Here is a 24,712-nt window from a genome sequence, read left to right as displayed (position 1 = left end):
CCGGCTGGCCGCGACCGACCCGGCGCTGCGCCGCGGTGTGCTGGTCACCACGGGTGGCGGACCGGGTGCGGCCCTGCGGCTCAGTCCGGCGCGGCTCAGTCCAGCGCGTAGCGCTGCCAGACCTGGTGGACCTGCTCCTCGGCGGCGGCGGGCACACCGGTGCCCGAGCTGAACACGTAGCCCCAGGCGACCCCGGACGCCTCCGTCGTCAGCACCTCCGGAACGATCCGCCGCGCCACCGGCAGCAGCCCGTCCCACGCGACGTCCACGTAGTTCGTCGTCACCGTCGGGTCCCGGTCGTGCGGGCCGGGATAGGGGGCGCGGGTCACCACGGCGTGCCCGACCAGACCCCGGTGGCGACCCTGCATCAACAGCCAGGCGTCCGCCCCCACCGGGATGTTCACCCGCCGTCCCACCGTCCACGAACCGGCCAACGTGCGCTGCGGGGAGACCGTCGGCGACAGCTCCTCATAGCTCGGCGTCCACCCGTTCCACCGCTGGGGATTCCAACCCAGGATGATCGCGGCCACCGCCGTCACCGCCCCGAAGTCCGGGCGGACGTGCCGTCGTACTGCGCCACCAGCCGTTTCGGTGCCGCCCGCCGCCACCCCTCCACCACCAGCTCCCGGAGCTCGTCCGGGTCCGCCGTGGCGAGCTGCGCCCGGACCCAGCCGTACCGGCCGAAGTAGTCCGCCGGGTCGTAGGTTTCCGGGTCCGCCGCCATCAGCTCGGCCTGGTCCTCCTTCGACGCCCGGACGATCGCCACCACCCCGTCGGCGGAGGTGCTGGCGAAGATGCGTTCGCGCACCCGGAACGTGGGATGCCCCCACGTCTCCTGCTCGACCGCCTCCGGCATCGCGAGGGCGAAGTCCCTTACCTGGTCGGGTGTCAGCATTGTCGGTTCCCTCCGGTCGGCGGGCGGTCACGCCCGCGGCGGGGCGCACCGCCCATTAGACGGTCGACGCCGGTTGCCGTCCGAGCGGACGCGCCGACCCCACCCGGGAACGGACAGCACGACACCGCAGGCGCGACGCCCGCGGTGTCAGGTGCGACCACCCCAGGGGTACGAGTGCCCCGGGGGCGTGGACCGTCGGCGGAACCGTCCCGCCGGCCGTACGCGCGCACGGGAACTCCTCACCTGGTCGGACCGGACGGCGACCAGCAGCGTGCCACGGGTCGCCGGGGCGGGAAACGGCCACTTGCCGCCGGTCGACGGGGCCAATCACCGCCGCCCGGGACCGGATGGCGCACCCCGTCCACCCCTCGACGACACCGGCACCGCCCGCCACCGGAGTGGACCCGGACCGCTCGACGATGTGGCACTGGCCGCCCCCGACAGCCGGCCATACCTTCAGGCCACTAATCCTGCTCGATACGTTCGGGAGTTGGGTCATGACCGGAATCAACCGCAGGACATTCCTCGGCCTCACCGCCGGCCTCGGCGTCGCCGGCCTCACCGGCTGCGGCAGCAGCCTCGGCGCCACCGCGGTCAGCAGCGGCACCGACACCGTCAAGGTGGGCCTCGTCATCCCCCAGGCCGGGGTCTACACCCCGCTGGGCGTCGACATCCAGCGCGGCTGGGACCTCTGGCTGCGCCAGCACGACGGGCGGCTGGGCGGTCGCCGGGTCACCACCGTCGTCGCCGACGAGGGCGAGGGACCGCAGACCGGGGTGCCGGCCGTACAGAAGCTGCTCCAGAACGACCGGGTCGACGTGCTGGTCGGCGTCGTCAGCTCCGCCACCGCCCTCGGCGTACGGGACCTGGTCACCAGCGCCCGCCGGCTACTCGTGATCGCCAACGCGGGCGCCGGTGCCATCACCAGCACCAACCGCAGCCCCTACATCTGGCGTACCTCGTTCACCAACGCCCAGGTCGCCGCCGCGATGGGACGTCACCTGGCCACCAGCGGCGTCCGCCGGATCTACGCCATCGCCCCCGACTACGTCGCCGGCACCGAGGCGATCAAGGGGTTCAGCAACGCCTACCGGGCCGGTGGGGGCACCATCGTCGGCCAGAGCCAGCCGCCGTTCGGCAAGACCCAGGACTACCAGCCCTTCCTCAGCCGCATCCAGTCCTCCGGCGCGCAGGGCACCTTCTGCTTCTTCGGCGGCGCCGAGTCGGTGGCCTTCGTCAAGCAGTACGCCCAGTTCGGCCTCTCCCGCACCATCCCGCTGTACGCGTCGGGCTTCCTCGTCGAGGGCGGCGTGCTCGGCGCACAGGGGCAGGCGGCCGACGGGGTGCTGTCGACCCTGCACTACACCTCCGAACTGGACAACCCCGCCAACGTCGCGTTCGGCCAGGCGTACCGCGCCGCCTACGACGCCGCCCCCACCGCCTACGCCGTGCAGGCGTGGGACGCCGCCGAGGTGCTCTCCCGCGCCATCGCGCAGGCCGACGCCGTCGACGGGGACAGCCTCGCCGGAGCCCTCGACTCGATCGGCGTCATCACCGACAGCCCCCGTGGCCCGTGGTCCTTCACGCAGCAGTCGCCCCGACAGAACTTCTACCTGCGCCGGGTGCAGACCCGGGCCGGCGCACCCGTCAACGGCGTCGTCGCGGACCTCGGCCCGCTCGACCCCCAGTCGTAGCCGTACCACCGGACGGAGCCTCCGCGATGCCCACCACGCAGATCGCCGTGACGGCGATGGTGAACGGCCTGGCCATCGGGCTGCTGCTGTTCATCACCGCCGCCGGCCTGTCCCTGATATTCGGCATGATGGACGTGCTGAACCTCGCCCACGGCGCACTGTTCCTCACCGGGGCGTACCTCGCCTGGTGGATCGGCGGTGAGCAGCAGACCTGGCCGTCGCTCGCCCGGGCGGTCGTCGCCGTCGTCGTGCTCGGTGCCGCCGCCGGTGGCCTGCTGTCACTGCTGACCGCGCCGCTGTCGCGGCGTTCCCACCTGGAACAGGCGCTACTCACCCTCGGCATCGCCCTGGTCGCCGCCGACGTCCTGTCCGCGCTGTTCGGCGACGACGTCCGGGCCACCGAGCCACCCGCCGGGCTGGACGGCACCGTGACCATCGCCGGCTGGAGCTACCCGAGCTACCGGCTCGCCCTCGTCGGGGTAGCCGCCCTGCTCGCCGCCGCCGTGTACTGGACCGTCGAACGGACCTCGCTGGGTGCGCTGTTCCGCGCGACGGTCAGCGACCGGGACATGGTCGCCGCCGTCGGGGTGGACCCGCGCCTGGTCCGTGGCGGCGTGTTCGTCCTGGGCTCGGTGCTGGCCACCCTCGCCGGGCTGCTCGGCGCACCCATCTACCACGCCCGCCCCGGGCTGGACACCACGATCCTGGTGCTCGCCCTGGTCGTCGTGGTGGTCGGTGGGCTCGGCTCGATCCGCGGGCCGCTCATCGCCGCCCTGCTGTTCGGCCAGGTCGAGTCCGTCGGCCGGGCGGTGCTGCCCGGCCTGGCCTCCTTCCTGCTCTTCGGCACGCTCGCGGCGGTGCTGGTCGTCCGCCCGCGCGGCCTGTTCACCCTCGCCCCCGGAGGACGACGATGACATCCCTGGTCCAGACCCGGGCCCCCGCCCGCCCCCGGCTGGGCACCGGGTTCCGCACGGTGGCCGCGACCACCGCCGGCACCCTGGTGCTGGCCGCCGCCCCGCTCTACCTCGCTCCCTACGCGACGACGACGCTGACCCGCATCCTCGTCTTCGGACTGCTCGCCGCGAGCCTCAACCTGCTGGTGGGCGTCGTCGGACTGCCGTCGCTGGGGCACGCCGCGTTCTTCGGCGTCGGCGCGTACGCCGCCGCCTGGACCGCCACCCACCAGACGACCGGTGCGGGGACGCTCCTGGTCGGGGTGGTCGTCGCGGCCCTGGTCGCGCTGGTCGCCGGGGCGGTCGCCGTCCGCACCCACGGGGTGTTCTTCCTCATGCTGACCCTGGCGATCGGGGAGCTGACCCAGCAGGCCGCCGACAGCTGGGAGGCGGTGACCGGCGGCTCCAACGGCTTGTACGGGGTGCCGGCGCCGTCGATGTTCGGCACGGTCCTCGACCAACCCGCCACGACCTACTGGTACGTGCTGGGCTTCTTCGTGGTGGGCATGCTCGCCCTGCGCCTGGTGTCCACGTCGACCCCCGGTGTGGTGCTGCGGGGCATCCGCGACAGCGAGGACCGGATGCGCGCGTTGGGCTACCGGACCACCGCGATCAAGCTCGGCGCGCTGGTCTTCGCCGGTGCGGTCGCCGGACTGGCCGGCGGGTTGCTCGCCGCCCAGCAGCGACTGGTGACCCCGGCCGACGCCGGCTTCGAGACCTCCGCGCTCGCCCTGCTCGCCGTGGTGATCGGGGGCACCGGTTCCTGGTGGGGGCCCTGCCTCGGCGCGGCCCTGGTCATCGTCGTACGGGACTCGCTGGGCGCGACCCTCGACGGGCACGGCCCGCTCGCTCTGGGGCTGCTGTTCGTCCTCGTCGTCTATCTGCTGCCCACGGGGATCGCCCGCATCCGGCTGAGGAGGACCACGTCATGATCGACCTGCTCCGCTGCCAGGACGTGCACCACCGCTACGGCGCGCTGAACGTCCTGCGTGGCGTACGGCTGACGGTGGCCGCCGGGGAGCGGCACGCACTCATCGGACCCAACGGCGCCGGCAAGAGCACCCTGCTCAAGCTGATCGCCGGGCAGGAACGCCCGTCCGCCGGGACCCTCCACTACCGGGGCCGGGACGTCACCCGCGAGCCGGTCCACCGACGGGCCCGCGCCGGCATCGGCCGCAGCTTCCAGCACTCGACCCTGCTGGGTTCGCTCACCGCCGCACAGAACGTGGCCCTGGCGCTGACCGGTGGTCGGCTGCTGGCCCGGCACACCGACCGGCAGCGCCGCGCCGAGGTCGACGCCGCGCTCGCCTCGGTGGACCTGGGCGACCTGGCGGACCGGCCGGTGACGGCGCTGTCCTACAGCCAGTGCCGACGCCTGGAGATCGCGGTGGCGCTCGCCGCGAAACCGCAGCTGCTGCTCCTGGACGAGCCGGCGGCCGGCATGTCCGGGGAGGAACGGGGTGGGCTGGTGGAGCTGCTGCGCGGCGTACCGCCCACCGTGACGATCGTGTTCGTCGAGCACGACCTGGACGTCGTCTTCGACGTCGCGACCAGGGTCAGCGTCCTGCACCTCGGCACCGTGCTGCACAGCGGCACCCCCGAGCAGGTACGGCGCAGCCCCGAGGTGCAGCAGGCGTACCTCGGCGGCCGGATGGAGGAGGTGCACGGTGTTCCTGGAGGTGCGTGAGCTGACCGCCGGCTACGGGCAGGGGCAGGTGCTGCACGGGCTGGACCTCGACCTGCCGGCGGGGCAGGCACTGGCCCTGCTCGGCCGCAACGGGGTCGGCAAGTCCACTTTCGTCTCCACCCTCGCGGGGCTGCTGCGGCCCGCCGGCGGGCAGGTGCTGCTGGACGGTCGGGACGTCACCGGCTGGCGGGCCGACCGGCTCGCCCGCGCCGGGGTGGCGCTGGTGCCGCAGGGGCGGCGGGTGTGGCCGACGCTGACGGTGCACGAGCACCTCGCCCTGGCCACCCGGCACGGCGGCCGGACCTGGCCGACCGAGCGGGTGTACGAGTTGTTCCCCCGGCTGGCGCAGCGGCGGCGGCACCTCGCCGGGCAGTTGTCCGGCGGCGAACAGCAGATGCTCGTCATCGGCCGGGCCCTGGCCACCGACCCACGGCTGGTCCTCATGGACGAGCCGTCCGAGGGGCTGGCGCCCATCGTCGTCGACCAGGTGGCCGAGGCGCTGCGGGTGGTGGTCCGGGAGGGGCTGACGCTGCTGCTGGTGGAACACGACCTGCACCTGGCCCTCGGGGTGACCCAGGAGGCGGCGGTGCTGGTCCGGGGGCGCATCGCACACCGGTGCCCCACCAGCGAACTGCGCGGGGACCTGCCGACGGTGCAGCGTCTGCTGGGCGTCGCGGGCTGAGCACGAGACCGGGTGCGGCCCCGTCAGGCGACGGGGCCGCACCCGGACCGGGTTCAACCGTCGACGGCGCGGTGGCAGCCCACCAGGTGGTCGTCGACCATCCCGGTCGACTGCATCAGGGCGTACGCGCCGACCGGGCCGATGAACCGGAACCCGCGCCGCTTCAGCTCCCGGGCCATCGCGGTCGACTCGGGTGTCCGGGCCGGCACCTGCGACGTCGAGCGGGGACGGGGCCGCGCACCGGTCGGCGCGTACGACCACAGCAGGGCGTCGAGGTCCCCGGCCAACGCGACGACGAGCCGGGCGTTGCCGATGGTCGCCTCGATCTTCGCCCGGTTGCGCACGATGCCCTCGGTGCCGAGCAGCCGGGCCACGTCGGTGTCGTCGTAGCCGGCGACGGTCTCCGGGTCGAAGCCGTCGAAGGCCGACCGGAAGGCGTCCCGCTTGTGCAGGATCGTCGACCACGACAACCCCGCCTGGAAGGTCTCCAACGCCAGGTGCTCGAAGAGCGGGGCCTCGCCGTGCACGGGCCGGCCCCACTCGTCGTCGTGGTACGCGACGTACACGGGGGTGGCGGTGCACCAGCCACAACGCGGCACACCGTCAGCGCCGGTGCTGATCTGCATGTCGTCTCCTGTCGGGGCAGCGGGTCAGCCGGCGGCGCTGCCGGGGTGCCGTGGCAACCGCTGCCACAGCCCCCGCAGCCCGGCGGCGTGCCGGTCGTCGAGCCGCAGGAGGAACGTGTCCTCCAGCTCCCGACGCCACTCGTCGAAGGTGGTCAGCGCCCGCCGGTGCACCCCGTCGCCATCGATGCGGGTCAGCAGACGGTCGACCAGCGACCACACCACCTCACCCGGGCCCCGGTTGGTCACGATGAACCGGCGGACGAAGGTGGAACCCGGTGCGGTCGAGAGCAGCCGGTGGGCCGCGGCGAACTCCTGCGGCTGCGCCGGCCGGTCCTCCCAGTCCATCACCGTGAACGACCCCCGGGGATCGTGGGTGAACCGCCAACCCCACGCGGCCCGTGCGAAGCCGAAGGTCAGCGGCGGCTGCCGGACCACGCCGGGACGTAACGGCACCGGACCCAGCAGCCCGTCGCCGAGCCCGACGTCGACGAACCAGCGCCGACCCTCCACGGTGACGGTCATGGTCAGGTGGTTGGCGAACTCCACCCCGTCGGGCAACGCCGGCGCCTTCTTCACCTGTCCCCGGTGCAGGGTGACGTCGAAGCCCAACGCGGCCAGCAGCGCGGCGAACGCCCCGTTGAGGTGGAAGCAGTAGCCGGCATCGCCGTCGGCCAGCCGCGCGGCGTTGCCGGCCGGGTCGACGTCGGTGGGTAACCCCAACCGGATGTCGAGGTTGTGGTAGGGAACCCGCCGGACGTGACGCTCGTGCAGTCGGACCAGCGTGGCCAGGTTCACCCCCGGCCGGCCGGGCTCGTCCAGACGGGCGAGGTAGCGCCGCACCACCTCGTCGCCGATCCTGGGCACAGACGGCTCCTGCATGTCGGGACGGTCACCTTCCTGGGAAAAACGCCGGGGCGGCGCCATCGGTGAGATGGCGTCGCCCCGGCCGGTCGTCAGCGGGTCTGCGGGCCACTCGTGCGGCTGCGCTTGAGCTCGTAGAAACCGGGGGTCTGGGCGACCAGGAGGAAGCCGTCCCACAGCCGGGCGGCGTCCTCACCGCGCGGGGCGGGCGTGACCACCGGGCCGAACAGCGCCACCGGATCGCTGCCGGGCACGTGCACATGGATGGTCGGCGTGCCGACGTCCAGCCCGACCGGCTGCATCCCCGCCAGGTGGCTCTTGCGCACCGCGTCGTCGAGCCCCGCGTCGTCCGCCGCGTCGGCCAACTCACCGGGCAGCCCGCACTCGGTGAGCGCCGCCTTGTACAGGGCCGGCCCGTACGACTGGCCCTTGACGTGCCGGCGGGTGCCCATGGCGTCGTAGAGCGACCGGACGGCGTCCGGCCCGTGCTGCTGTTCGGCCGCCATCAGCACCCGCACCGGCCGCCGCCACGGCCCGATGTTGCGCTGGTAGAACGCGTCGATATCGGCACGTCCCTCGTTGAGGGCGGACAGGCTCATGATCCGGAACCGCACGTCGATCGGGCGTTGCCGTTCGGCGTCGAGCAGCCAACGCGACGTCAGCCACGCCCACGGGCACACCGGGTCGACGAACATGTCCACCAGGATTCGGTTCACTTCGGGCACCGTCGTACATCCTTCGGTTGAATCATCGGAACGCCGGACCGACCAGTCCGGCACTGAGGGTCGCCCCGTCGCGCGGGTCGATGAGCAGCAGCGACCCCGTGCCCCGGATGAGGCGGTAGGGGTCCGCGGCGATCGGCTCGTCGAGGTCCAGCACCACACCCGCGATGTCGTTGACGGCCAGCGGATCGGAGTTGGGGGTGTGCTCCAGCGTGGCGAGGTCGAGCCGGTCGACGATCGACGTGACCGTCCCTCCCACGACCCGGGTCTGGTGCTGCACCAGCACCCGGGCGCCCTCGCCGAGCCGGCGCTCCGCGACGTGGCAGAGCGTCGCGGTGACCTGCCGGGTCGTCGTCGGGATCCGGTCCGCCGCGACGATCATGTCGCCGCGTCCCACCTCGCCCTCCCCGTCGAGCTGCACGCTGACCGACATGCCGGCGCGGGCGTTCTCGATGGGCGTGCCGAGCCGGTGGATGGCGGTGACCACCGCCGGCCGGCCGGCGGGCACGACCAGCACCTGCTGCCCGAGACGGAGCTGACCGGCGACGAGCTGACCGGCGAGCGATCCGTCGGGCAGGACGTACTGCACCGGCAGCCGGGCCGGCAGGGCGGTCAGGTCCTCGTCGAGGTCCACCCGCTCCAGGTGCTGCAGGAACGTCGGCCCGGTGTACCACGGCATCTCGGTCGAGGCGTCGACGACGTTGTCGCCGCGCAGCGCCGACAACGGGATGGACCGCACGTCGGGAACCCCGAGGGAACCCGCCAGCCGGCGGAACTCGTCGTCGATCTCGGCGAACCGGTCCTCGGCGAAACCCACCAGGTCCATCTTGTTGACCGCCAGCACCACGTGCGGGGTGCGCAGCAGCGCGGCCACCGCGGTGTGCCGCCGGGTCTGGGTCACCACGCCGTGCCGGGCGTCGACCAGGATCACGGCCAGGTGGGCGGTCGACGCGCCGGTGACCATGTTGCGGGTGTACTGCACGTGCCCGGGGGTGTCGGCCAGGATGAACCGGCGGTTGCCGGTGGCGAAGTAACGGTAGGCGACGTCGATGGTGATGCCCTGTTCACGTTCGGCCCGCAGACCGTCGGTCAGCAGGGCGAGGTCGGCCTGGCCGTAGCCGCGGGCGCGGCTGGCGGACTCGACCGCCTCCAACTGGTCGGCCAGCACCGACTTGGAGTCATAGAGCAGGCGTCCCACCAGGGTGGACTTTCCGTCGTCGACGCTGCCGGCGGTGGCGAGCCGCAGCAGCTCACCGTCGCGGGCAGTCTCGAGGCTGAGCGTGGTCACTAGAAGTACCCCTCCCGCTTGCGGTCCTCCATGGCGGTGTCGGACAACTTGTCGTCGGCCCGGCTCGACCCGCGTTCGGTGATCCGGGACAGGCTGATCTCGGCGATCACCTGGTCGATGGTGGCGGCGTCGGACACCAGCGCGCCCGTGCAGGACATGTCCCCGACGGTGCGGTACCGCACGGTGCGTTCCTGCAGCTGCTCGTCGCGGCGCGGGCCGCCCCACTCCCCCGGCGTCAGCCACATCCCGTCGCGCAGGAAGACCTGACGCTGGTGGGCGAAGTAGATGGCCGGCAGCGGGATCTCCTCCCGGGCGATGTAGTTCCACACGTCGAGTTCGGTCCAGTTGGACAGCGGGAACACCCGCACGTGCCCACCCGGGTCGTGTCGGCCGTTGTAGAGGTTCCACAGCTCCGGGCGCTGCTGGCGGGGGTCCCACTGCCCGAACTCGTCGCGCAGCGAGAACACCCGCTCCTTGGCCCGCGCCTTCTCCTCGTCGCGCCGCCCGCCGCCGAACACGGCGTCGAAGCGGTGCTGGGTGATGGCGTCGAGCAGCGGTACGGTCTGCAACGGGTTGCGGCTGCCGTCGGGCCGCTCGGTGAGCCGGCCGTCGTCGAGGTAGTCCTGCACGTGCGCCACCCGCAGCGTGAGCTGGTGCTCCGCCACCACCTTGTCGCGGTACTCGATCACCTCGGGAAAGTTGTGCCCGGTGTCGACGTGCAGCACGGGGAAGGGCAGCTGGCCCGGCAGGAACGCCTTGCGGGCCAGGTGGAGCATGACGGCGGAGTCCTTGCCGCCGCTGAACAGCAGGACGGGTCGCTCCAGCGTGCCCGCCACCTCACGGATGATGTGCACCGCCTCGGCCTCGAGCACGTCGAGGTAGGACATCCGCAGGTCGGATGCGGTTTCGGATGCGGTCGAAGTGAACGCCATGGCGTTGTCTCCCCACAGGTGTCGGCCGGTCGGGCCGGTCAGTTCGAGGTGCCCGGCCGCACGTACCCGGCGGTACGCAGCTCGGGCGGGTAGACGATCGGCACGGTGGAGATGTCCTGGTCGATCTCCTGGTACTGCTGCAGCACCACCGGGGGTGGGCTGTGGTGCCAGTGGGTCTCGCCCCGGGCGAAGCTGACCGGGCCACGCCAGGTGTCGAAGGTGCCCTTCTCCAAGGCGTCGATCAGTTCCGCCCGGCCGACCCCGTCCGCCTGGCGCAGGGCCTGGGCGATGATGGTGATGTCGGTGAAGGCGTTGAGGGCGGTGTCCGGCGGCGGCGTGCCGTACGTGTCGCGGTAGCGGTCCACGAACCACCGGCCGATCGGGGTCAACCCCGACCAGTTCGGGCTGAACTGGGTGGCCGGCCAGACCATGTGCAGGCCGTGCACGCCGAGCGCCTTCCAGTAGTCCGGTGCCCGCAGCGGCCACTGGAAGGGTGCCAGCATGGGCACCTGCGGCAGCAGCCCGATCTCGGCGGCCTGCTGCACGATCAGGTGGTTGGTGCGGACCACCCCCACGTTGATCACCACGTCCGGCTGCCACTGCTGGATCTCGCGCAGTTGGGGGCGCAGGTCCGTGGTCGACTCCTGGGGGAACTCCACGGAGTACAGCTCCATCGGCTCCTCGGCCGCCTGCAACTCGGCGGTGAGCAGCGCGGCGGCGCTGCGGCCGAACACCGTGTCGGCGTGGATCAGGCCGACCCGCCGGAAACCCTGGTCGGCGGCGAACCGGATCAGCACCGGGGCGCGCTCGGCCATCGAGGTGAACGTGCGGAAGACCGCCCGCCGCTGCCGCGCGGTGACCCCGGGGTGGGCGTTCTCGATGAACAGCGGCACCCCGATCCGGTCGGCGAGTTCCGCGACCTCCTCGGTGTAGCGCAGGTGCCAGGGGCCCAGGACGGCCAGCGCCCCGTCGACGATCGCGACCTTCGCCAGCGCGCCCACCGCCGAGCGGGGCATCGTGCCACCGTCGAGGGTGACGGTCTCCTGGTCGTCGCGGACGACGAAGTCGAACTGGAGTCCGTCGCGGATGCCACCGTGGTCCCGCACGTACTCGGCACCGATCAGGGCGCCGCGGGCGGTCAGCGTGCCGGCCGTGGGGTCACCGGGCAGGGACAGCGGGGTCACGATGCCCACGGTGACCGTGGGGGCACCCGCCACCGTACGGGCGAAGGCGCGGAACTGTTCGTTGACCGTCTCCAGCACCGTGGGCTCCGACGTCGTGCTCACACCCGTCCTCCGATCTGGTACTTCGTCAGGTATGCGGAGAAGCGCTCGTCCAGCTCGTCGGCGTCCAGGCCGTAGTCCTCGGCCCGGTAGACGTGCTTGCCGAGCTTGTCCTTGCGGTTCGCCGCGAGGTAACCGCGGAACGCCTGCTCGACCTCGCCGTCCCAGCGGGCGCCGAGGAAGTCGCAGATCTCGGCCATCACCGCGATCGGGTCGGCCATCAGACGCTGGTAGTCGACGTCGAGCACCGGCGTGTCGGCGAGCTTGTCCCGCTCGGCGCGCGCGAACAGGTCGAGCATCTCCGCGAAGCGTTCGGTCCAGAGCCTACCGAGCGCGAGGCGGTCCACCTGGTCGGCGCGCGCGAGTCGGATGATCTCGGTGAGGCTGCACGTCGAGGGGATGGTGACGCTCGGGGCGCGGTGCATGTAGATCAGCCGCGCGTCCGGGTAGGTGCGCGCCAGCGCGTCGGCCCGCCACAGGTGGAACGGGTCCTTGAGCACCAGCGTGTCGGTGGGCACCCGCCAGACGATGTGCTGCATCAGGTAGCGGTGGTAGTCGTAGGCGTCGTACTGGTCCTGGGTGCGCAGCCACTCGCCGTAGCTGGGCACGGTGTAACGCAGCTCGTACGCCATCGTCTTGAACGTCGGCGCGGTCAGCCGGTGGTCCTCGTCGGGGCGGTGCGGCTCCCACAGGTGCACCGGCTTGAGCGCCGGCGCGACGGTGTAGTAGTCGGTGCAGAAGTTCTCCGCCGCCTGGACGAGCGCCTGCCGGGTCGCCTCGTCGCGGCCGTCGGTCGCCGGCGCCATCAGCTCCCACAGGTCGGGGGAGCGCAGGTCCGGGTGCTGGCCGAGCAGGTTGTGCATCAGCGTGGTGCCACTGCGGGTCATGCCCGTGATGAACACCGGCTGGTTGATCTCGACCGAGGCGATCTCGGGGTTCTTCACCCGGGCGCGGTACGCGGCGGCCTGGGTGGCGAGCGCGGCGACCAGGGCGCCCCGGACAGACCGCCGACCGGCCTCGTTCAGGCCGCCCTCGGCGTCCAACGACCGCAGCAGCCGGTCGAGGGCGTCGAGGTGCGCGAACTCGTAGTCCGGGACTCCCACCCTCTCCCGGGCTGCCTCGACGAACTCCTCCACCCGGTAGGTGTCCTGACTGGGTTCGATGACGGCGGTCACGGCGTACTCCCCTCTATCTGGCGGCAAACGCGGCGGATCGGGCTGTCGGTCGGTGCGCCCGCCCCGAGGGGCCGGATCGACCGGGGACCGCGACGAATGTGAACAACGGTCACGGTAGGTAGCGACGATAGGCACCCGGCCACGGTCGGTACAGGGCCACATCAGTGGTTTCCACGGGACCAAAGCCGGTGCCGACAAGTGGCCCGGAAGCCGGTGCCAACGTGGCTCTGGAGCGGCGGCGGACGGCCGCCCTATGGTCGGCCCAGCCAATCGGCGATGCACCGCGGATCGGAGGAACAGATGCCGCCGGCGACTCGGGCCGCCCCCCTGCTGCTGTGGGAGACGGGGGTCCGCGAAGGAATCGAGGACAGTCGGTACCGACCCGTCGTCGCCGACTCCTGGCTCCTCACCGAGGGCCGGGCACGGGCCTATCCACTGCACTGGCAGCGTTTCGACGCCGCCGTACGGAGGTTCGGGGTCTCCGCGCACCGGGTGGCGTCCTTCGGGACGTCGGTCACCACGGCACTGCCCCGCTCCGGGGTGTGGTTCCCCCGCATCGAACTGCACCTGGTCCCCACGCAGCGGCTGGCCCTGCGGCTGCGTCCCGCCCCACCGCTGGTCAGCCAGGCACGCGGCTGGCTGTGGCCCCATCCGGACCCCCGACGGCTGCCCCACCTCAAGGGGCCCGACTTCGAGGAACTGGAGAAGATCCGGGCCGCCGCCCAGGACGCGCAGGCCGACGAGGCCCTGCTCTGCGACGAGCAGGGGCTGGTCCGTGAGGGGGCGTTCAGCACGATCTACTGGTGGTCCTCCGGCGTCCTGCACACCCCGCCGGACGACGGGCGCATCCTGCCCGGCGTCACCCGTCGGCTGCTGCTGGCCCGCTGTGCCGAGCTGGGGCTGCCGGTGCGGCACCGGCTGCCCAGCGTGGCGGAGCTGCTCGACAGCGAGGTGTGGATCACCAGCGCCCTGCACGGCATCCGAGTCCTGACCCAGATCAACGGACAACCGACCGCTCCCGTCCACGAGCGGCGGTTGCACGAATGGCGCGCCCATCTCGACGCGCTGACCGAACCCCTGCCCGACCCCGAGGCCATCTGGCCGCACCGAAGCACCGAGGAGGCACCATGAAGCTCAGGTCACTACAGCGTTATCTGGCATCGGTCCCGCGCATGCACTTCGGGCGGTCGCACCGGGGCCTGCGGGCCCGGCTGGAGCTGCTGGCCACCCGACAGCTCGGCGCCGGCGACTTCCTGTGGCACGCCCTGGAACGGGGGCAGGACCACGACGCCCCGCTGTTCCACCACCTGCCGCCCGGCGGCGGCCCGGACGACCTGGTCGTCTACAGCCTGGCGACGCTGCGCGACCAGACCGAGCGGTACGCCCGGTGGTACCACAACGCCGGGGTCACCCACGGCGACCGGGTCGGGGTCTTCACCCGCAACGGCATGGCGAGCTTCGTGCACTTCCTGGCGCTCAACAGCCTCGGCGCGATCCCCGCGGTAATCAACCCGAACATGGTGCCCGACACCGCCGCCAAGTACCTGTCCCGGCTCGACGCGGTCGGTGTGGTGGTCGACGCGGACAAGCTCGGCCCGCTGCTCAACGGGATGGCCGACGCCCGGCCGTTCCAGTTCACCGCCTCGCAGGAGGCGATGCACGCCGCGCCGCCGGCCGGCCCGCTGCCCGGGGTCTACCCGTACCGGCACGGCGACCGCGACCCGGTGCTCATCTCGCACTCCTCGGGCACCACCGGCATGCCGAAGGCCGCCACGTTCGGCCACCGTCAGTTCTTCGCCGGCAAACGCCCCCGGATCATGACGCTGCCGTCGGGCCCGGACGACAAGATGCTGCTGGCCTTCCCCGCGTCGCACTCGTCGGGCTACAGCTACATGATGATGGCCACCCTCATCGGCCTGCCCACCCTGGTCATGGAGTCCCAGGACGGGGCGACGGTGGCCCAGGCGATGCGGTGGTGGAAGCCCAGCGTGGTGACCGGCTTCCCGATCACCTTCACCGAGATGCTCGCGCTCGGCCTGGAACCGTCCGCCGCGGCGAACGTGACGACCTGGATCAGCACGGCGGACGCCTCGCACGAGGCCCACGTCCGGGAGCTGGTCCGGCTCGGCCGGCACCGGGAGAACGGCAGCTGGCGGCCGGGGTCGCACTACCTCGACGGGCTGGGCGCCTCGGAGATGGGCATGGCCCTGTTCCTCAACATCCACGGCCCCAAGACCAACGCCTACAACCGTTGTGTCGGCTACCCGGAGCCGATCGTCGAGGACGCGGTCGTCTTCGACGAGGACGGTCGGGAGTTGGGCCCCAACCAGGTCGGCTACCTGGCGGTGCACACCCCGACGGTGACCCTGGGCTACTGGGGCAACCACGAGCTGACGCACAAGTCGATCCGCAACGGCTACTGGCTCACCGGTGACATCGGCTACAAGGACGACAAGGGCCGGTTCTACCACTACGACCGGACCACGGACGTGATCACGACGCGACGCGGCCCGGTCTACAGCCTCACCCTCGAGGAGGAGATCTTCAAGGCGTGCCGGGCGGTGGTGGACTGCGCCGTCGTCGGGGTGGTCGACCCGGTCGAGCCGACCTCGTTCGCCCCGATCGCCGCGCTGCGCCTGATCGACGGGTCGGACCTCAGCGCCGAGGAGCTGCTGACCCGGGTCAACCGGGCGCTGCGGGCGGCGGGCCGGCACGAGCTGGCGGCGGCGGTCATCTCCAAGGGCGACACCAAGATCCCGCTGGGGGTCACCGGCAAGGTGCTCAAGCGTGAGGTGCGCGCGCAGTTCGCCCAGCTGCTGCTGACCGACGACGACGGTGGGCTGGACGTGGCGCGGACCCGCACCGAGCAGTCGGTCCTGCGGGAGCTGAGCGCCTCGTCGACGCCGGCCGGGACGCCGCAGGAGCAGCGGGCCACCTCGGCCGCCTGACCGGTCTCCGTGGGGGCGGGCGGTTCCACCGCCCGCCCCTCGGCTGTCCTCAGAGGGTGGTGACGAAGTCCCGCAGGGCGGCCCCGATCTCGTCCGGTGAGTCCTCCTGCACGTAGTGGCTGCCGGTGACGGTGACCTCGCGCTGGTTGGGGAAGGTCCGGGCGAACGCCAGGGCCCGGCCGGTGAGCAACGCCCCCGGCTCGGCGACCACCAGCAGCTTCGGCACCGGGGAGGCGGCCAGCCAGCGGCCGTACTCCTCGACGATGGCGGTCACGTCGGCCGGTTCGCCCTCGATGGGCAGCTCCCGGGGGAACATCAGGGTCGGTCGGCGCGAGTCGGGGTCGCCGAAGGGCCGACGGTAGTGGTCCAGTTCCGCCTCCGACAGGGGGCGCACCACGCTACGCGGCAGCACCACCTCGACGAAGAAGTTCTCCTGGAGCACCAGGCGTTCCCCGTCGGGCGAGCGCATGGCGCGGAAGAGCTGGTCCCGGCCGGCCTCGAAGTCGCTCCACCGGCGGGGCTGGACGATCGCCTCCAGGTAGGCGACGGCCCGGACCCGTTCGGGGTGGCGGGCCGCCCAGTGGAAGCCCAGCGCCGAACCCCAGTCGTGCAGCACCAGGGTGACCGGTCGGTCGCCCACCACGGCGTCGAACCAGGCGTCGAGATAGCGCGCCTGGTCGGTGAAGCGGTAGCCGCCGTCGGGCGCCGGCCCGGAGTCGCCCATCCCGACCAGGTCGGGGGCGAGGCAGCGGCCCAGGTCGCGGACCGCCGGGATGACGTTGCGCCACAGGTACGAGGACGTGGGGTTGCCGTGCAGGAACACGATCGGTTCCCCGTCGCCCACGTCGACGTACGAGAGGTGGGTCCCGCACAGGTCGATCCGACGGCGGGGGTGTGGGTCGGCCACGGTCACGGGCACCGCGGCGGGCATGGAACTCTGTGTCACTTGTAGACCTCCTCGGCCCCAGTGATAGCAAGCCGGCCCGGCAATTCCCGGGAATCCCCGTGACGGCGTGTCCGTCGACGGGCGACAGTTCGCGCTCAATGCGGCGGTGCCATTCACGAACTGTTCGCGAGAAATCAACGAATGACTTGGTGAATCCGATTCGGCTCCGCCGCGATCAGGCGGTACGGGGTGCCGTGGTGCCATGGCCGGGCCACTCGCCGGCAAAGTGGCACCGACGCTTTCCCGCACATGGGCCTGTCCACCGGCACCGCGGTTTCGTACGTTTCTCCTGTCGATACGAGGGCCCGGACGAGTCCTTCTCGGATCTCCGGACGCCACCGACGTGTCAATGCGCCACGCGGGATTTCCGCCGGCTTTCCAGAAAGGGAGAACCAGATGCAGGGACTGATCCAGGTCGCCGGGGTCATCGACCAGGAGGAGGCCGACCTGATCTGTGCGGAGGGCGCCGACTGGCTGGGGTTCGCCCTACGGTTGCCGGCGAAGAACGAGGACCTGTCCGAGGCCGACGCGGCCGCCATCGTCGCGGCGATCCAGCCCCGGCACCGAGGCGTCCTGATCACCTACCTCACCGAGGCCGAGGAGATCAGGCAGTTCTGCGCCGAACTCGGCGTCACCGCCGTGCAGCTGCACGGCGACGTGGACCCCGCCCAGTTGGAGAAGCTGCGCCGGATCGACCCCGACCTCTACGTGCTCAAGAGCCTCGTGGTCAAGTCCGACAACCTCGACGAGCTGGTCAAGATCGTCGATGAGAGCGCCGAGTGGGTCGACATGTACATCACCGACAGCTTCAACCCCGCCACCGGGGCCAAGGGCGCGACCGGTCTGGTCCACGACTGGTCGGTCAGCGCCGAGCTGGTCCGCGTCGCGCCCCGACCGTTGATGCTCGCCGGTGGCCTGAACCCCGACAACGTGGCGGCGGCCATCGCGGCGGTACGCCCCGCCGCCGTCGACGCGCACACCGGGCTGGAGGGCCCCGACCGCCGCAAGGACCGCGCCAAGGTGCGCCAGTTCGTCACCGCCGCCCGCCAGGCGTTCGCCGACCTCGCCGGACAGGACTGAGAGCCATGACCGACACCGCCATCCACCCCACCGTGACCGACCCCGCCGTGGCCGGACCGGCCGTGGCCAGCCGGCTGCACCTGTTGCCGCAGACCAACCGGCTGCGCTCGCTGCACACCGTCATCCGGGACCGCGACGCCTCCCGGGCCGACTTCGTGCAGACCTCCGCCCAGATCTTCCGGCAGCTCCTCGACACCGCCCTCGACCTGCTCCCGGTCGTCCCCCAGCAGGTGCGCACCCCGGTCGGGCAGACCTACCACGGGCTGCGCCCGGCCGCACCGGTCTGCGGGGTCTCCATCGCCCGCGCCGGCGAGAGCATGGAGGGCGAGCTGCGGGCCATGCTGCCGCAGACCCGGATCGGCAAGATCCTCATCCAGCGGGACAAGACGACGAAACTGCCGCACTTCCACTACGCGGCCCTGCCCCCGGACATCGCCATGTCCCAGGTGCTGCTGCTGGACCCGATGCTCGCCACCGGCGGCACCGCGCTGGCCGCCCTCGCGCTGCTGCGTGAGTACGGGGTCTTCGAGGAGGACGTCGTCTTCGTCACCCTGCTCTCCTCGCCGGAGGGCATCAGCGCCGTGCACGCCCAGCACCCCCGGGTCCGGATCGTCACCTCCGCCATCGAGGAGCGCCTCAACGCCGACGCCTACATGGTGCCCGGCATCGGCGACTTCGGTGACCGCTACTTCGGCACGGACCAGCCCCGATGAGGCGCGGCGGAATCGGCGACGTCGGGATCACCGCGCTGGCCCCCGCGATCTGGGGCAGCACCTACCTCGTCACCACCGAGTTGCTGCCCCCGGGCCGGCCCTACCTGGCCGCCCTGGCCCGTGCCCTGCCCGCCGGGCTCGCCCTGATGGCGCTCGGGCGGGTGGTGCCGCGCGGCGCGTGGATCTGGCGGGCGCTGGTGCTCGGCACCCTCAACATCGGTCTGTTCTTCGTGCTGCTCTTCATCGCGGCCTACCGGCTGCCCGGTGGCGTCGCGGCCCTGATCATGTCGTTCCAGCCGATGCTGGTGCTGATCCTCGCGGCGCTGCTGCTGCGCGACCGCATCCGGCCGCTGCACGTCGCGGCGTGCCTGCTCGGGGCGACCGGGGTCGCGCTGCTCGTGCTGCGCCCGACCGCCGCGCTCGACCCGCTCGGCGTGATCGCGGCCCTGGCCGGCGCGGCCAGCATGGCCAGCGGGATCGTGCTGACCAAACGCTGGGCGCGACCGCCGGGGGTGGGGGTGTTGCAGTTCACCGGTTGGCAGCTGACCGCCGGCGGGCTGGTCCTGCTCCCCACCACCCTGCTGATGGAGGGGCTGCCGGACCGCCTCACCGGTCCCAACCTGGCCGGCCTCGCCTACCTGGGGATCGTCGGATCGCTGTTCGGCTACGCGGTCTGGTTCCGCGGGCTGGAACGGCTGCCCGCCCTGGCCGCCTCCTTCCTCAGCCTGGTCAGCCCGATCGTCGCCAGCCTGCTGGGCTTCGCCTTCCTCGACCAACGACTCAGCGTCACCCAGCTCGTCGGAGCCCTGGTCATCGTCGCCGCAGTCGCCCTCGCCCAGCGCAGGTCGTCCCCGCCGGCTCCGCCACCCGACCCGGTGCCGGTGACGTCACGGGCGCTGACCAGCCGGTGAGGCGTCACCCACCACAGGGGGAAGCATGCTTACCACGCCCGCCACCACCGAAGCCCACCAGTCGACCACCGACACCCTTGAACCGGCCACCGGCACCCACGACCCGGCCGACGTGACCCTGCCGGACCTGCTCGACGAGCAGGTCCGGGCGGACCCCGACGCGATCGCCGTCCGGCACGGACCGGAGGGGATCACCCGACGGGAACTGGCCCGCCGGGCCCGCACCCTCGCGGCCCAGCTCCGCGAGCGGGGCACCGGCCCCGACGACCGGATCGGACTCTTCGCCGAGCCGTCCGCCGCACTCGTCGTCGGGGCCTGGGGAATCCTGTACGCGTCGGCCGCCTACCTGCCCCTGGCCCCCGACTATCCCGACGAACGCCTGCGCTACATGGCCACCGACGCCGGGTTGCGCGTCGTCGTCGCCCAGGACGACCTCGTCGAACGGCTGTCGGACCTGGTCCCGCCCGGCACCGCCATCGTGCCGCTGAGCGTGTGGCACGACACGGCCCCACCCGACGTGCCCCGCCGGGGGCCACGGCCCGGCCATCTCGCCTACGTCATCTACACCTCCGGCAGCACCGGTCGTCCCAAGGGCGTGATGATCGAGCACCGCAGCATCGTCAGCCAACTGCGGTGGCTGCGGGCCACCTACCGCCTCGACGAGGCCGTCATCCTCCAGAAGACCCCGATGAGCTTCGACGCGGCACAGTGGGAGATCCTCGCCCCGGCCTGCGGCGGCACCGTCGTCGCCGGCACCCCGGGCCTGCACCGCGACCCCGAGGCCATCATCGAGACCATCCGACGGCACGGCGTCACCGCCCTGCAGTGCGTACCGACCCTGCTGCGGGCGCTGGTCGACACCGAACGCCTCGGCACCTGCACCAGCCTGCGGCAGATCTTCACCGGTGGTGAGGCGCTGTCCACCACACTCGCCGCCGACGTGCTCGCGGCGCACCCCGCCACCCTGGTCAACCTCTACGGCCCCACCGAGTGCACGATCAACTCTTCGGCGTTCACCGTCGACCCGGCGACCCTCGACCCCACGCAGCAGTCCGTGTCGATCGGGCGGCCCGTCACCGGCCTGCGCTACGTCATCGTCGACACCGACGACGCCCCGGTCACCGGGGAGGCCGTCGGGGAACTGCTCATCGGCGGCGTCCAGCTCGCCCGGGGCTACCTGCACCGGCCGGCGTTGACCGCGCAACGGTTCGTGCCCGACCCGGTCACCGGCGAACGGCTCTACCGCACCGGTGACCTGGCCGCCTGGCAGGCCGACGGCACCGTACGGTTCGTCGGTCGGGTCGACAACCAGGTCAAGCTGCGCGGGTTCCGGGTCGAACTCGACGAGGTGCGCCTCGCCGTGGAGGCCCACCAGTGGGTCCGGCACGCGGGGGTACTGGTCCGCGACGACCCGCGTACCGGCCACCCGCACCTGCTCGCCGTCGTCGAACTCAACCCGCGTGAGGCGGCGTTGATGGACCAGGGCCGGCAGGGGGCCCACCACCGCTCGAAGGAGAGCCGGCTCCAGGTCCGGGCCCAGTTGTCGCACGGCGGGGTGCGTACCCCGCAGGAGCTGGCCGGGCGGCCGGTGCTCGCACTGCCCGGGGCCGAACCCACCGAGGAGCAGGTACGGCGGGTGTTCGCCCGCAAGACGTACCGGTTCTACGAGGGCCCGCCGGTCACCCGCGCCGACCTGCTGGCACTGCTGCGCCCGGCCGAGCCCGGCCCGGTGCCGCCGCGCCCGCTCGCACAGCTCGACCTGGCCACCTTCGGGGAGATCATCCGCTACCTCGGGCAGTTCGTCAGCGACGAGCGGCTGCTGCCCAAGTACGGCTACGCCTCACCGGGGGCGCTCAACGCCACCCAGGTCTACCTGGAGATCCACCAGCTGTGGGGGCTACCGTCCGGCTACTACTACCACCATCCGCTCACCCACGAACTGGTCCGGATCGGCCCGGCCGCGTCCCGGCCCGAACCGACCGTCCGGCTGCACCTCGTCGGCCGGCGACGGGCCATCGAACCGGTCTACCAGAACAACATCCGCGAGGTGTTGGAGATCGAGACCGGCCACCTGGTCGGCCTGCTGGAACAGGTCCTGCCCGGGTACGGGCTGACCGTCACGGCCGCCGACCACACCCCGCAGACCATCCGGCACCTCGACTGCGCCGACGAGGACCTCTACCTCGGCAGCTTCGCGCTGACGCCGTACGCCCCGCCACCGCCCGACGAGATCGACGTGTACGTCCAGGTCCACCCGGACCGGGGCGGGGACCTGGCCCCGGGGCAGTACCTGCACCGAGACGGCGACCTGGTTCGCATCGACGACGCCCTGGTGCTGCGCCAGCACGTCATCGCGATCAACCAGCAGGTGTACGACCGGGCCGCGATCGGCATCAGCATGATCAGCACCACGTCGACCCGGTGGCGGCGCTACGTCGACCTGGGCCGCGCCCTGCAACGGCTGTCCATGAACGACCTCGGCTTCGGCTTCATGTCCTCCGGCTACAGCTCCGACACCGGTCACGACCTGCCCTCGGCGCACCGCATCCGGGGCATCCTGCGCCGGCACGGGCTACCCGACGGTCCGTCGTACTTCGCCGTGGGTGGGCGGGTCAGTGCCGCCCAGGTGGCCGGCCGGGGCATGAAGGAGGACGTCGTACACATGAAGGGTCCGGCGGAGCTGATCCGCGACGACCTGGCCGGTCGGCTGCCGGACTACATGCTGCCCAACAAGGTGGTGATCGTCGACCGGATGCCGCTGACCGCCAACGGCAAGACCGACCTCACGGCACTCGCCGCCCGGGTCGCCGACGACCCCGGCCCGCAACGGCCGTTCGTGGCGCCCCGCACCGACCTGGAACGCCGCATCGCCCGCCTGTGGGCCGAGGCGGTCCGCCAGGACGACGTCTCCGTCCACGACGACTTCTTCGCCTGCGGTGGCAACTCGCTGATCGCCGTCGCCCTGATCAACCGACTCAACCGGGTGTTCGGCGCGACGCTGCCCATGCAGGTCATCTTCGACAGCCCGACGGTGGCCCAGCTGGCCCGGCGCGTCGCCCAACGCGACCAGGTCAGCAGGTCCCGGCTGGTGCCGTTGGCGCCGGCCCGGGAAGGTCGCTCCGTCTACTGCTGGCCGGGCCTCGGCGGCTACCCGATGAACCTGCGGCTGCTCGCCGGCACGGTCGGCCGGCCCTTCCACGGCGTGCAGGCCCACGGCGTGAACCCGGGCGAGGAGCCCTACCGGACGATCGCCCGGATGGCGGCCGAGGACGTGCGGGCGATCCGGGAACGGCAACCCCGTGGCCCCTACACGCTGTGGGGTTACTCGTTCGGCACCCGGGTCGCGGTGGAGGCGGCGTACCAGTTGGAGCAGGCCGGCGAGCAGGTCGACCAACTCGTCCTGATCGCCCCCGGATCACCCCGGGTGGGGGTGCCGCAGGACCCGGCCACGGTCGGCACGGCGAGCTTCGCCAACCCGACGTACCTGGCCGTGCTGTGTTCCGTGTTCGCGGGGACGGTCAGCGGGCCGGTGATCGAGGAGTGCCTGGCCACCGTCGTGGACGAGGAGAGCTTCACCGGGTTCGTCCAACGGCACTTCCCCGCCCTGGACCTGCCGCTGGTCCGCCGGATCACCGGGGTCGTCGCCCGCACGTACGGGCTGCGCCACACCGAGGCCGAACTCGCCAGGCGGCCGGTGCGGGCCCCGGTGACGGTGCTACGCACCCGGGGTGACCAGGAGTCCTTCCTCGACACCCCCGTCGCCCGCCGGAACCTCTCCCCCGTCGTCGTCGACCTGGCCGCCGACCACTACGGGGTGCTGCGCGAACCGGGGGTCCACCAGGTGGTGGCGGCGCTGCCCGCCCGGTCCCGGCGTCGCCCGGTCCGACCGCACGTGAGCATCAGCCACCTACCGATCGCCCTGACCGACGAGCAGCACAACCGGCTGGTGACCGCCGTCACCCGCGCCATGACCAGAGCCTTCGGCTGCGACGAGGACGCGGTCTCCGTCGCACTGGAAGCGGTCCTGGAGGAGTGAGCCGGTCCCCGGCCCACACCGCCCCCGACCCACCGACGGGCCGGCCCCGCCGACGACCCACAACCGACCTGCCCGAAACCGGTCCCGAGCTGCCCGACACCGAACCCGACCGGCCCGGACCGGACCGACCGAGGAGCCCGCATGACACGCAACGTCCACTCCACCGTCGAGGTGCGGCTGAGTGAGGAGGTCGCCGACGCCCTGGCCGAGGGGCGGGCGGTGGTGACGCTGGAATCCAACGTGATCACCCACGGCCTGCGTTACCCGGACAACGCCGCCACCGCGCACCGGGTCGAAGATGCCGTCCGGGAGGGCGGCGCGGTGCCGGCGACGGTCGCGGTCGACGACGGGGTGATCCGGGTCGGCATGACCGCAGCGGACATCGAACGGTTCGCCTCCACACCGGGCATCCCCAAGGTGAGCGCCCGGGACCTGCCGGTGGCGCTCGCCCGGGGCGGCATGGGCGCGCTGACCGTGGCGAGTTCACTGATCGCGGCGGACCTCGCCGGCATCGCGTTCTTCGCGTCCGCCGGCATCGGCGGGGTCCACCGCGGCGCGGAGACCAGCATGGACATCTCCTCGGACCTCGTCCAGTTCACCCGTTCCCGGGTCGCCGTGGTGTGCGCCGGGGCCAAGAAGATCCTCGACCTCGGACTGACCATGGAATACCTGGAGACCCACTCGGTGCCGGTGGTCTCCTACCGCTCCGACGACTTTCCGGCCTTCTACTGCGTCTCCAGCGGCATCCCCAGCCCCTGCCGCCTCGACGACGACACGGTCGTCGCCCGCGCGGTGGAGAACCACTGGGCGCTGGGCAACCACAGCTCCTTCCTGATCACCACCCCGGTCGACGCCGAGGAGGCGGTGGACGACGCCGAGGTCGACCGGGCCATCGTCGAGGCGATGTCGGCCGCCCGACGCGACGGGGTACGCGGCAACGCCATCACGAAGTACCTCATGCGTGCTGTCGACGCGGCCACCCAGGGCCGCTCGTCCCGGGCCAACATGGCGGTGCTGATCAGCACCGCCCGGACCGGCGGCCACCTCGCCGCCGCCCACGCCCGCTACCTGGCCGAGGTGGGGAACCCGGCTGCCGCCGGTGCCGCCCCGCCGGCCCGGGTGCCGGCCGGCGCCGGGACGGCGCACGCCCTGCCCGGTGCGCGGACCTGACGGGGGGTGGTGACGGTGTTGCGTTGGCTGACTGCAGGTGAATCGCATGGTCCGGCTCTGGTGGCGTTGTTGGAGGGGGTTCCCGCTGGGGTGGCGGTGACTTCTGGTGA

General features: G+C 72.2%; 23 protein-coding genes. 13 read left to right on the top strand and 10 right to left on the bottom strand.

Annotation, left to right across the window (positions count from 1 at the left end; all coding sequences use genetic code 11):
* Positions 1 to 95: 95 nt before the first annotated feature.
* Both AB0B63_RS31790 and AB0B63_RS31785 read right to left on the bottom strand, forming a co-directional pair.
* Positions 96 to 530, bottom strand: a complete 435-nt coding sequence (locus tag AB0B63_RS31790; RefSeq protein WP_219463115.1) for a hypothetical protein — start codon at positions 528 to 530, stop codon at positions 96 to 98.
* Between the two features lie 5 nt (positions 531 to 535).
* Positions 536 to 895, bottom strand: a complete 360-nt coding sequence (locus tag AB0B63_RS31785) for an MmcQ/YjbR family DNA-binding protein (protein WP_208570055.1) — start codon at positions 893 to 895, stop codon at positions 536 to 538.
* A 497-nt stretch (positions 896 to 1,392) separates the two neighbouring features.
* Between AB0B63_RS31785 and AB0B63_RS31780 the strand changes: the two genes are divergently transcribed.
* The 5 genes from AB0B63_RS31780 to AB0B63_RS31760 are packed head-to-tail and all read left to right on the top strand — an operon-like array spanning position 1,393 to position 5,911.
* On the top strand, positions 1,393 to 2,589 hold the full coding sequence (locus AB0B63_RS31780) for an ABC transporter substrate-binding protein (protein WP_357025596.1): 1,197 nt from the start codon (positions 1,393 to 1,395) through the stop codon (positions 2,587 to 2,589).
* A 26-nt stretch (positions 2,590 to 2,615) separates the two neighbouring features.
* The gene (locus AB0B63_RS31775; protein ID WP_357025594.1) at positions 2,616 to 3,503 is read left to right on the top strand and encodes a branched-chain amino acid ABC transporter permease; all 888 of its coding nucleotides are present in this window, start codon (positions 2,616 to 2,618) and stop codon (positions 3,501 to 3,503) included.
* Complete coding sequence (locus AB0B63_RS31770; RefSeq protein ID WP_357025591.1) at positions 3,500 to 4,474, top strand: branched-chain amino acid ABC transporter permease; 975 nt, start codon at positions 3,500 to 3,502, stop codon at positions 4,472 to 4,474. The genes AB0B63_RS31775 and AB0B63_RS31770 overlap by 4 nt, the downstream gene beginning before the upstream one ends.
* Positions 4,471 to 5,229: an ABC transporter ATP-binding protein gene (locus tag AB0B63_RS31765; protein WP_357025588.1), complete on the top strand. Its 759-nt coding sequence runs from the start codon at positions 4,471 to 4,473 to the stop codon at positions 5,227 to 5,229. Before AB0B63_RS31770 ends, AB0B63_RS31765 begins: the two co-directional genes overlap by 4 nt.
* Positions 5,210 to 5,911 (top strand): ABC transporter ATP-binding protein, encoded by a 702-nt coding sequence (locus tag AB0B63_RS31760; RefSeq protein ID WP_357025585.1) that lies wholly within the window; start codon positions 5,210 to 5,212, stop codon positions 5,909 to 5,911. The genes AB0B63_RS31765 and AB0B63_RS31760 overlap by 20 nt, the downstream gene beginning before the upstream one ends.
* A gap of 53 nt (positions 5,912 to 5,964) precedes the next feature.
* Here AB0B63_RS31760 and AB0B63_RS31755 read toward each other — a convergent pair whose 3' ends face one another.
* From AB0B63_RS31755 to AB0B63_RS31725, 7 genes are all read right to left on the bottom strand, one after another.
* The gene (locus tag AB0B63_RS31755; protein ID WP_357025582.1) at positions 5,965 to 6,537 is read right to left on the bottom strand and encodes a DNA-3-methyladenine glycosylase I; all 573 of its coding nucleotides are present in this window, start codon (positions 6,535 to 6,537) and stop codon (positions 5,965 to 5,967) included.
* A 24-nt stretch (positions 6,538 to 6,561) separates the two neighbouring features.
* Positions 6,562 to 7,416: an arylamine N-acetyltransferase gene (locus AB0B63_RS31750; protein ID WP_357025579.1), complete on the bottom strand. Its 855-nt coding sequence runs from the start codon at positions 7,414 to 7,416 to the stop codon at positions 6,562 to 6,564.
* 74 nt (positions 7,417 to 7,490) lie between these two features.
* The gene (locus tag AB0B63_RS31745) at positions 7,491 to 8,093 is read right to left on the bottom strand and encodes a disulfide bond formation protein DsbA (protein WP_208570076.1); all 603 of its coding nucleotides are present in this window, start codon (positions 8,091 to 8,093) and stop codon (positions 7,491 to 7,493) included.
* A gap of 52 nt (positions 8,094 to 8,145) precedes the next feature.
* Positions 8,146 to 9,408 (bottom strand): GTP-binding protein, encoded by a 1,263-nt coding sequence (locus tag AB0B63_RS31740; protein WP_208570063.1) that lies wholly within the window; start codon positions 9,406 to 9,408, stop codon positions 8,146 to 8,148.
* Positions 9,408 to 10,340: a sulfate adenylyltransferase subunit CysD gene (cysD, locus tag AB0B63_RS31735; protein WP_208570064.1), complete on the bottom strand. Its 933-nt coding sequence runs from the start codon at positions 10,338 to 10,340 to the stop codon at positions 9,408 to 9,410. The genes AB0B63_RS31740 and cysD overlap by 1 nt, the downstream gene beginning before the upstream one ends.
* A gap of 38 nt (positions 10,341 to 10,378) precedes the next feature.
* Positions 10,379 to 11,626, bottom strand: coding sequence for an ABC transporter substrate-binding protein (locus AB0B63_RS31730; protein WP_208570065.1), 1,248 nt, complete (start codon positions 11,624 to 11,626; stop codon positions 10,379 to 10,381).
* Positions 11,623 to 12,798, bottom strand: coding sequence for a sulfotransferase (locus AB0B63_RS31725; RefSeq protein WP_208570066.1), 1,176 nt, complete (start codon positions 12,796 to 12,798; stop codon positions 11,623 to 11,625). The genes AB0B63_RS31730 and AB0B63_RS31725 overlap by 4 nt, the downstream gene beginning before the upstream one ends.
* A 300-nt stretch (positions 12,799 to 13,098) precedes the next feature.
* Between AB0B63_RS31725 and AB0B63_RS31720 the strand changes: the two genes are divergently transcribed.
* Both AB0B63_RS31720 and AB0B63_RS31715 read left to right on the top strand, forming a co-directional pair.
* Complete coding sequence (locus AB0B63_RS31720; RefSeq protein ID WP_357025573.1) at positions 13,099 to 13,929, top strand: aminotransferase class IV; 831 nt, start codon at positions 13,099 to 13,101, stop codon at positions 13,927 to 13,929.
* On the top strand, positions 13,926 to 15,746 hold the full coding sequence (locus tag AB0B63_RS31715) for a class I adenylate-forming enzyme family protein (protein ID WP_357025570.1): 1,821 nt from the start codon (positions 13,926 to 13,928) through the stop codon (positions 15,744 to 15,746). The genes AB0B63_RS31720 and AB0B63_RS31715 overlap by 4 nt, the downstream gene beginning before the upstream one ends.
* Positions 15,747 to 15,795: 49 nt before the next feature.
* Here the strand turns inward: AB0B63_RS31715 and AB0B63_RS31710 are convergent, their stop codons facing one another.
* A complete protein-coding gene (locus tag AB0B63_RS31710; protein ID WP_357025567.1) occupies positions 15,796 to 16,692 on the bottom strand; it encodes a haloalkane dehalogenase in 897 nt (298 codons plus the stop codon).
* 396 nt (positions 16,693 to 17,088) lie between these two features.
* Here AB0B63_RS31710 and AB0B63_RS31705 point away from each other — a divergent pair, with 396 nt between their 5' ends.
* From AB0B63_RS31705 to AB0B63_RS31680, 6 genes are all read left to right on the top strand, one after another.
* Positions 17,089 to 17,772, top strand: coding sequence for a phosphoribosylanthranilate isomerase (locus tag AB0B63_RS31705; protein WP_208570956.1), 684 nt, complete (start codon positions 17,089 to 17,091; stop codon positions 17,770 to 17,772).
* Between the two features lie 5 nt (positions 17,773 to 17,777).
* The gene (gene upp / locus AB0B63_RS31700; RefSeq protein WP_208570957.1) at positions 17,778 to 18,485 is read left to right on the top strand and encodes a uracil phosphoribosyltransferase; all 708 of its coding nucleotides are present in this window, start codon (positions 17,778 to 17,780) and stop codon (positions 18,483 to 18,485) included.
* Positions 18,482 to 19,396 carry an EamA family transporter gene (locus AB0B63_RS31695; protein ID WP_357025564.1) on the top strand — a complete coding sequence of 305 codons (915 nt, stop codon included), beginning with the start codon at positions 18,482 to 18,484 and terminating at the stop codon, positions 19,394 to 19,396. The genes upp and AB0B63_RS31695 overlap by 4 nt, the downstream gene beginning before the upstream one ends.
* Positions 19,397 to 19,421: 25 nt before the next feature.
* Positions 19,422 to 23,432: an amino acid adenylation domain-containing protein gene (locus AB0B63_RS31690; RefSeq protein WP_357025560.1), complete on the top strand. Its 4,011-nt coding sequence runs from the start codon at positions 19,422 to 19,424 to the stop codon at positions 23,430 to 23,432.
* Between the two features lie 141 nt (positions 23,433 to 23,573).
* Positions 23,574 to 24,602: a pseudouridine-5'-phosphate glycosidase gene (locus tag AB0B63_RS31685; protein ID WP_219463157.1), complete on the top strand. Its 1,029-nt coding sequence runs from the start codon at positions 23,574 to 23,576 to the stop codon at positions 24,600 to 24,602.
* Between the two features lie 15 nt (positions 24,603 to 24,617).
* On the top strand, positions 24,618 to 24,712 hold a 95-nt coding region (locus AB0B63_RS31680), incomplete at its 3' end, for a chorismate synthase (RefSeq protein ID WP_357024739.1).

The sequence above is a fragment of the Micromonospora sp. NPDC049081 genome (genome assembly GCF_040648835.1).
Classification (GTDB): Bacteria; Actinomycetota; Actinomycetes; order Mycobacteriales; family Micromonosporaceae; genus Micromonospora; species Micromonospora antibiotica.
The sequence above is the reverse complement of the archived record's forward strand: the minus strand, read 5'-3'. Positions and strand labels throughout refer to the sequence as shown.

Bases quoted from the DNA above. Each gene is read 5' to 3' on its own strand.
- upp (WP_208570957.1), top strand. From the start codon at position 17,778: ATGACCGACACCGCCATCCACCCCACCGTGACCGACCCCGCCGTGGCC.
- AB0B63_RS31745 (WP_208570076.1), bottom strand. From the start codon at position 8,093: ATGTTCGTCGACCCGGTGTGCCCGTGGGCGTGGCTGACGTCGCGTTGG.
- AB0B63_RS31770 (WP_357025591.1), top strand. From the start codon at position 3,500: ATGACATCCCTGGTCCAGACCCGGGCCCCCGCCCGCCCCCGGCTGGGC.
- AB0B63_RS31715 (WP_357025570.1), top strand. From the start codon at position 13,926: ATGAAGCTCAGGTCACTACAGCGTTATCTGGCATCGGTCCCGCGCATG.
- AB0B63_RS31750 (WP_357025579.1), bottom strand. From the start codon at position 7,416: ATGCAGGAGCCGTCTGTGCCCAGGATCGGCGACGAGGTGGTGCGGCGC.
- AB0B63_RS31705 (WP_208570956.1), top strand. From the start codon at position 17,089: ATGCAGGGACTGATCCAGGTCGCCGGGGTCATCGACCAGGAGGAGGCC.
- AB0B63_RS31775 (WP_357025594.1), top strand. From the start codon at position 2,616: ATGCCCACCACGCAGATCGCCGTGACGGCGATGGTGAACGGCCTGGCC.
- AB0B63_RS31695 (WP_357025564.1), top strand. From the start codon at position 18,482: ATGAGGCGCGGCGGAATCGGCGACGTCGGGATCACCGCGCTGGCCCCC.
- AB0B63_RS31690 (WP_357025560.1), top strand. From the start codon at position 19,422: ATGCTTACCACGCCCGCCACCACCGAAGCCCACCAGTCGACCACCGAC.
- AB0B63_RS31720 (WP_357025573.1), top strand. From the start codon at position 13,099: ATGCCGCCGGCGACTCGGGCCGCCCCCCTGCTGCTGTGGGAGACGGGG.
- AB0B63_RS31785 (WP_208570055.1), bottom strand. From the start codon at position 895: ATGCTGACACCCGACCAGGTAAGGGACTTCGCCCTCGCGATGCCGGAG.
- AB0B63_RS31780 (WP_357025596.1), top strand. From the start codon at position 1,393: ATGACCGGAATCAACCGCAGGACATTCCTCGGCCTCACCGCCGGCCTC.
- cysD (WP_208570064.1), bottom strand. From the start codon at position 10,340: ATGGCGTTCACTTCGACCGCATCCGAAACCGCATCCGACCTGCGGATG.
- AB0B63_RS31765 (WP_357025588.1), top strand. From the start codon at position 4,471: ATGATCGACCTGCTCCGCTGCCAGGACGTGCACCACCGCTACGGCGCG.
- AB0B63_RS31685 (WP_219463157.1), top strand. From the start codon at position 23,574: ATGACACGCAACGTCCACTCCACCGTCGAGGTGCGGCTGAGTGAGGAG.
- AB0B63_RS31755 (WP_357025582.1), bottom strand. From the start codon at position 6,537: ATGCAGATCAGCACCGGCGCTGACGGTGTGCCGCGTTGTGGCTGGTGC.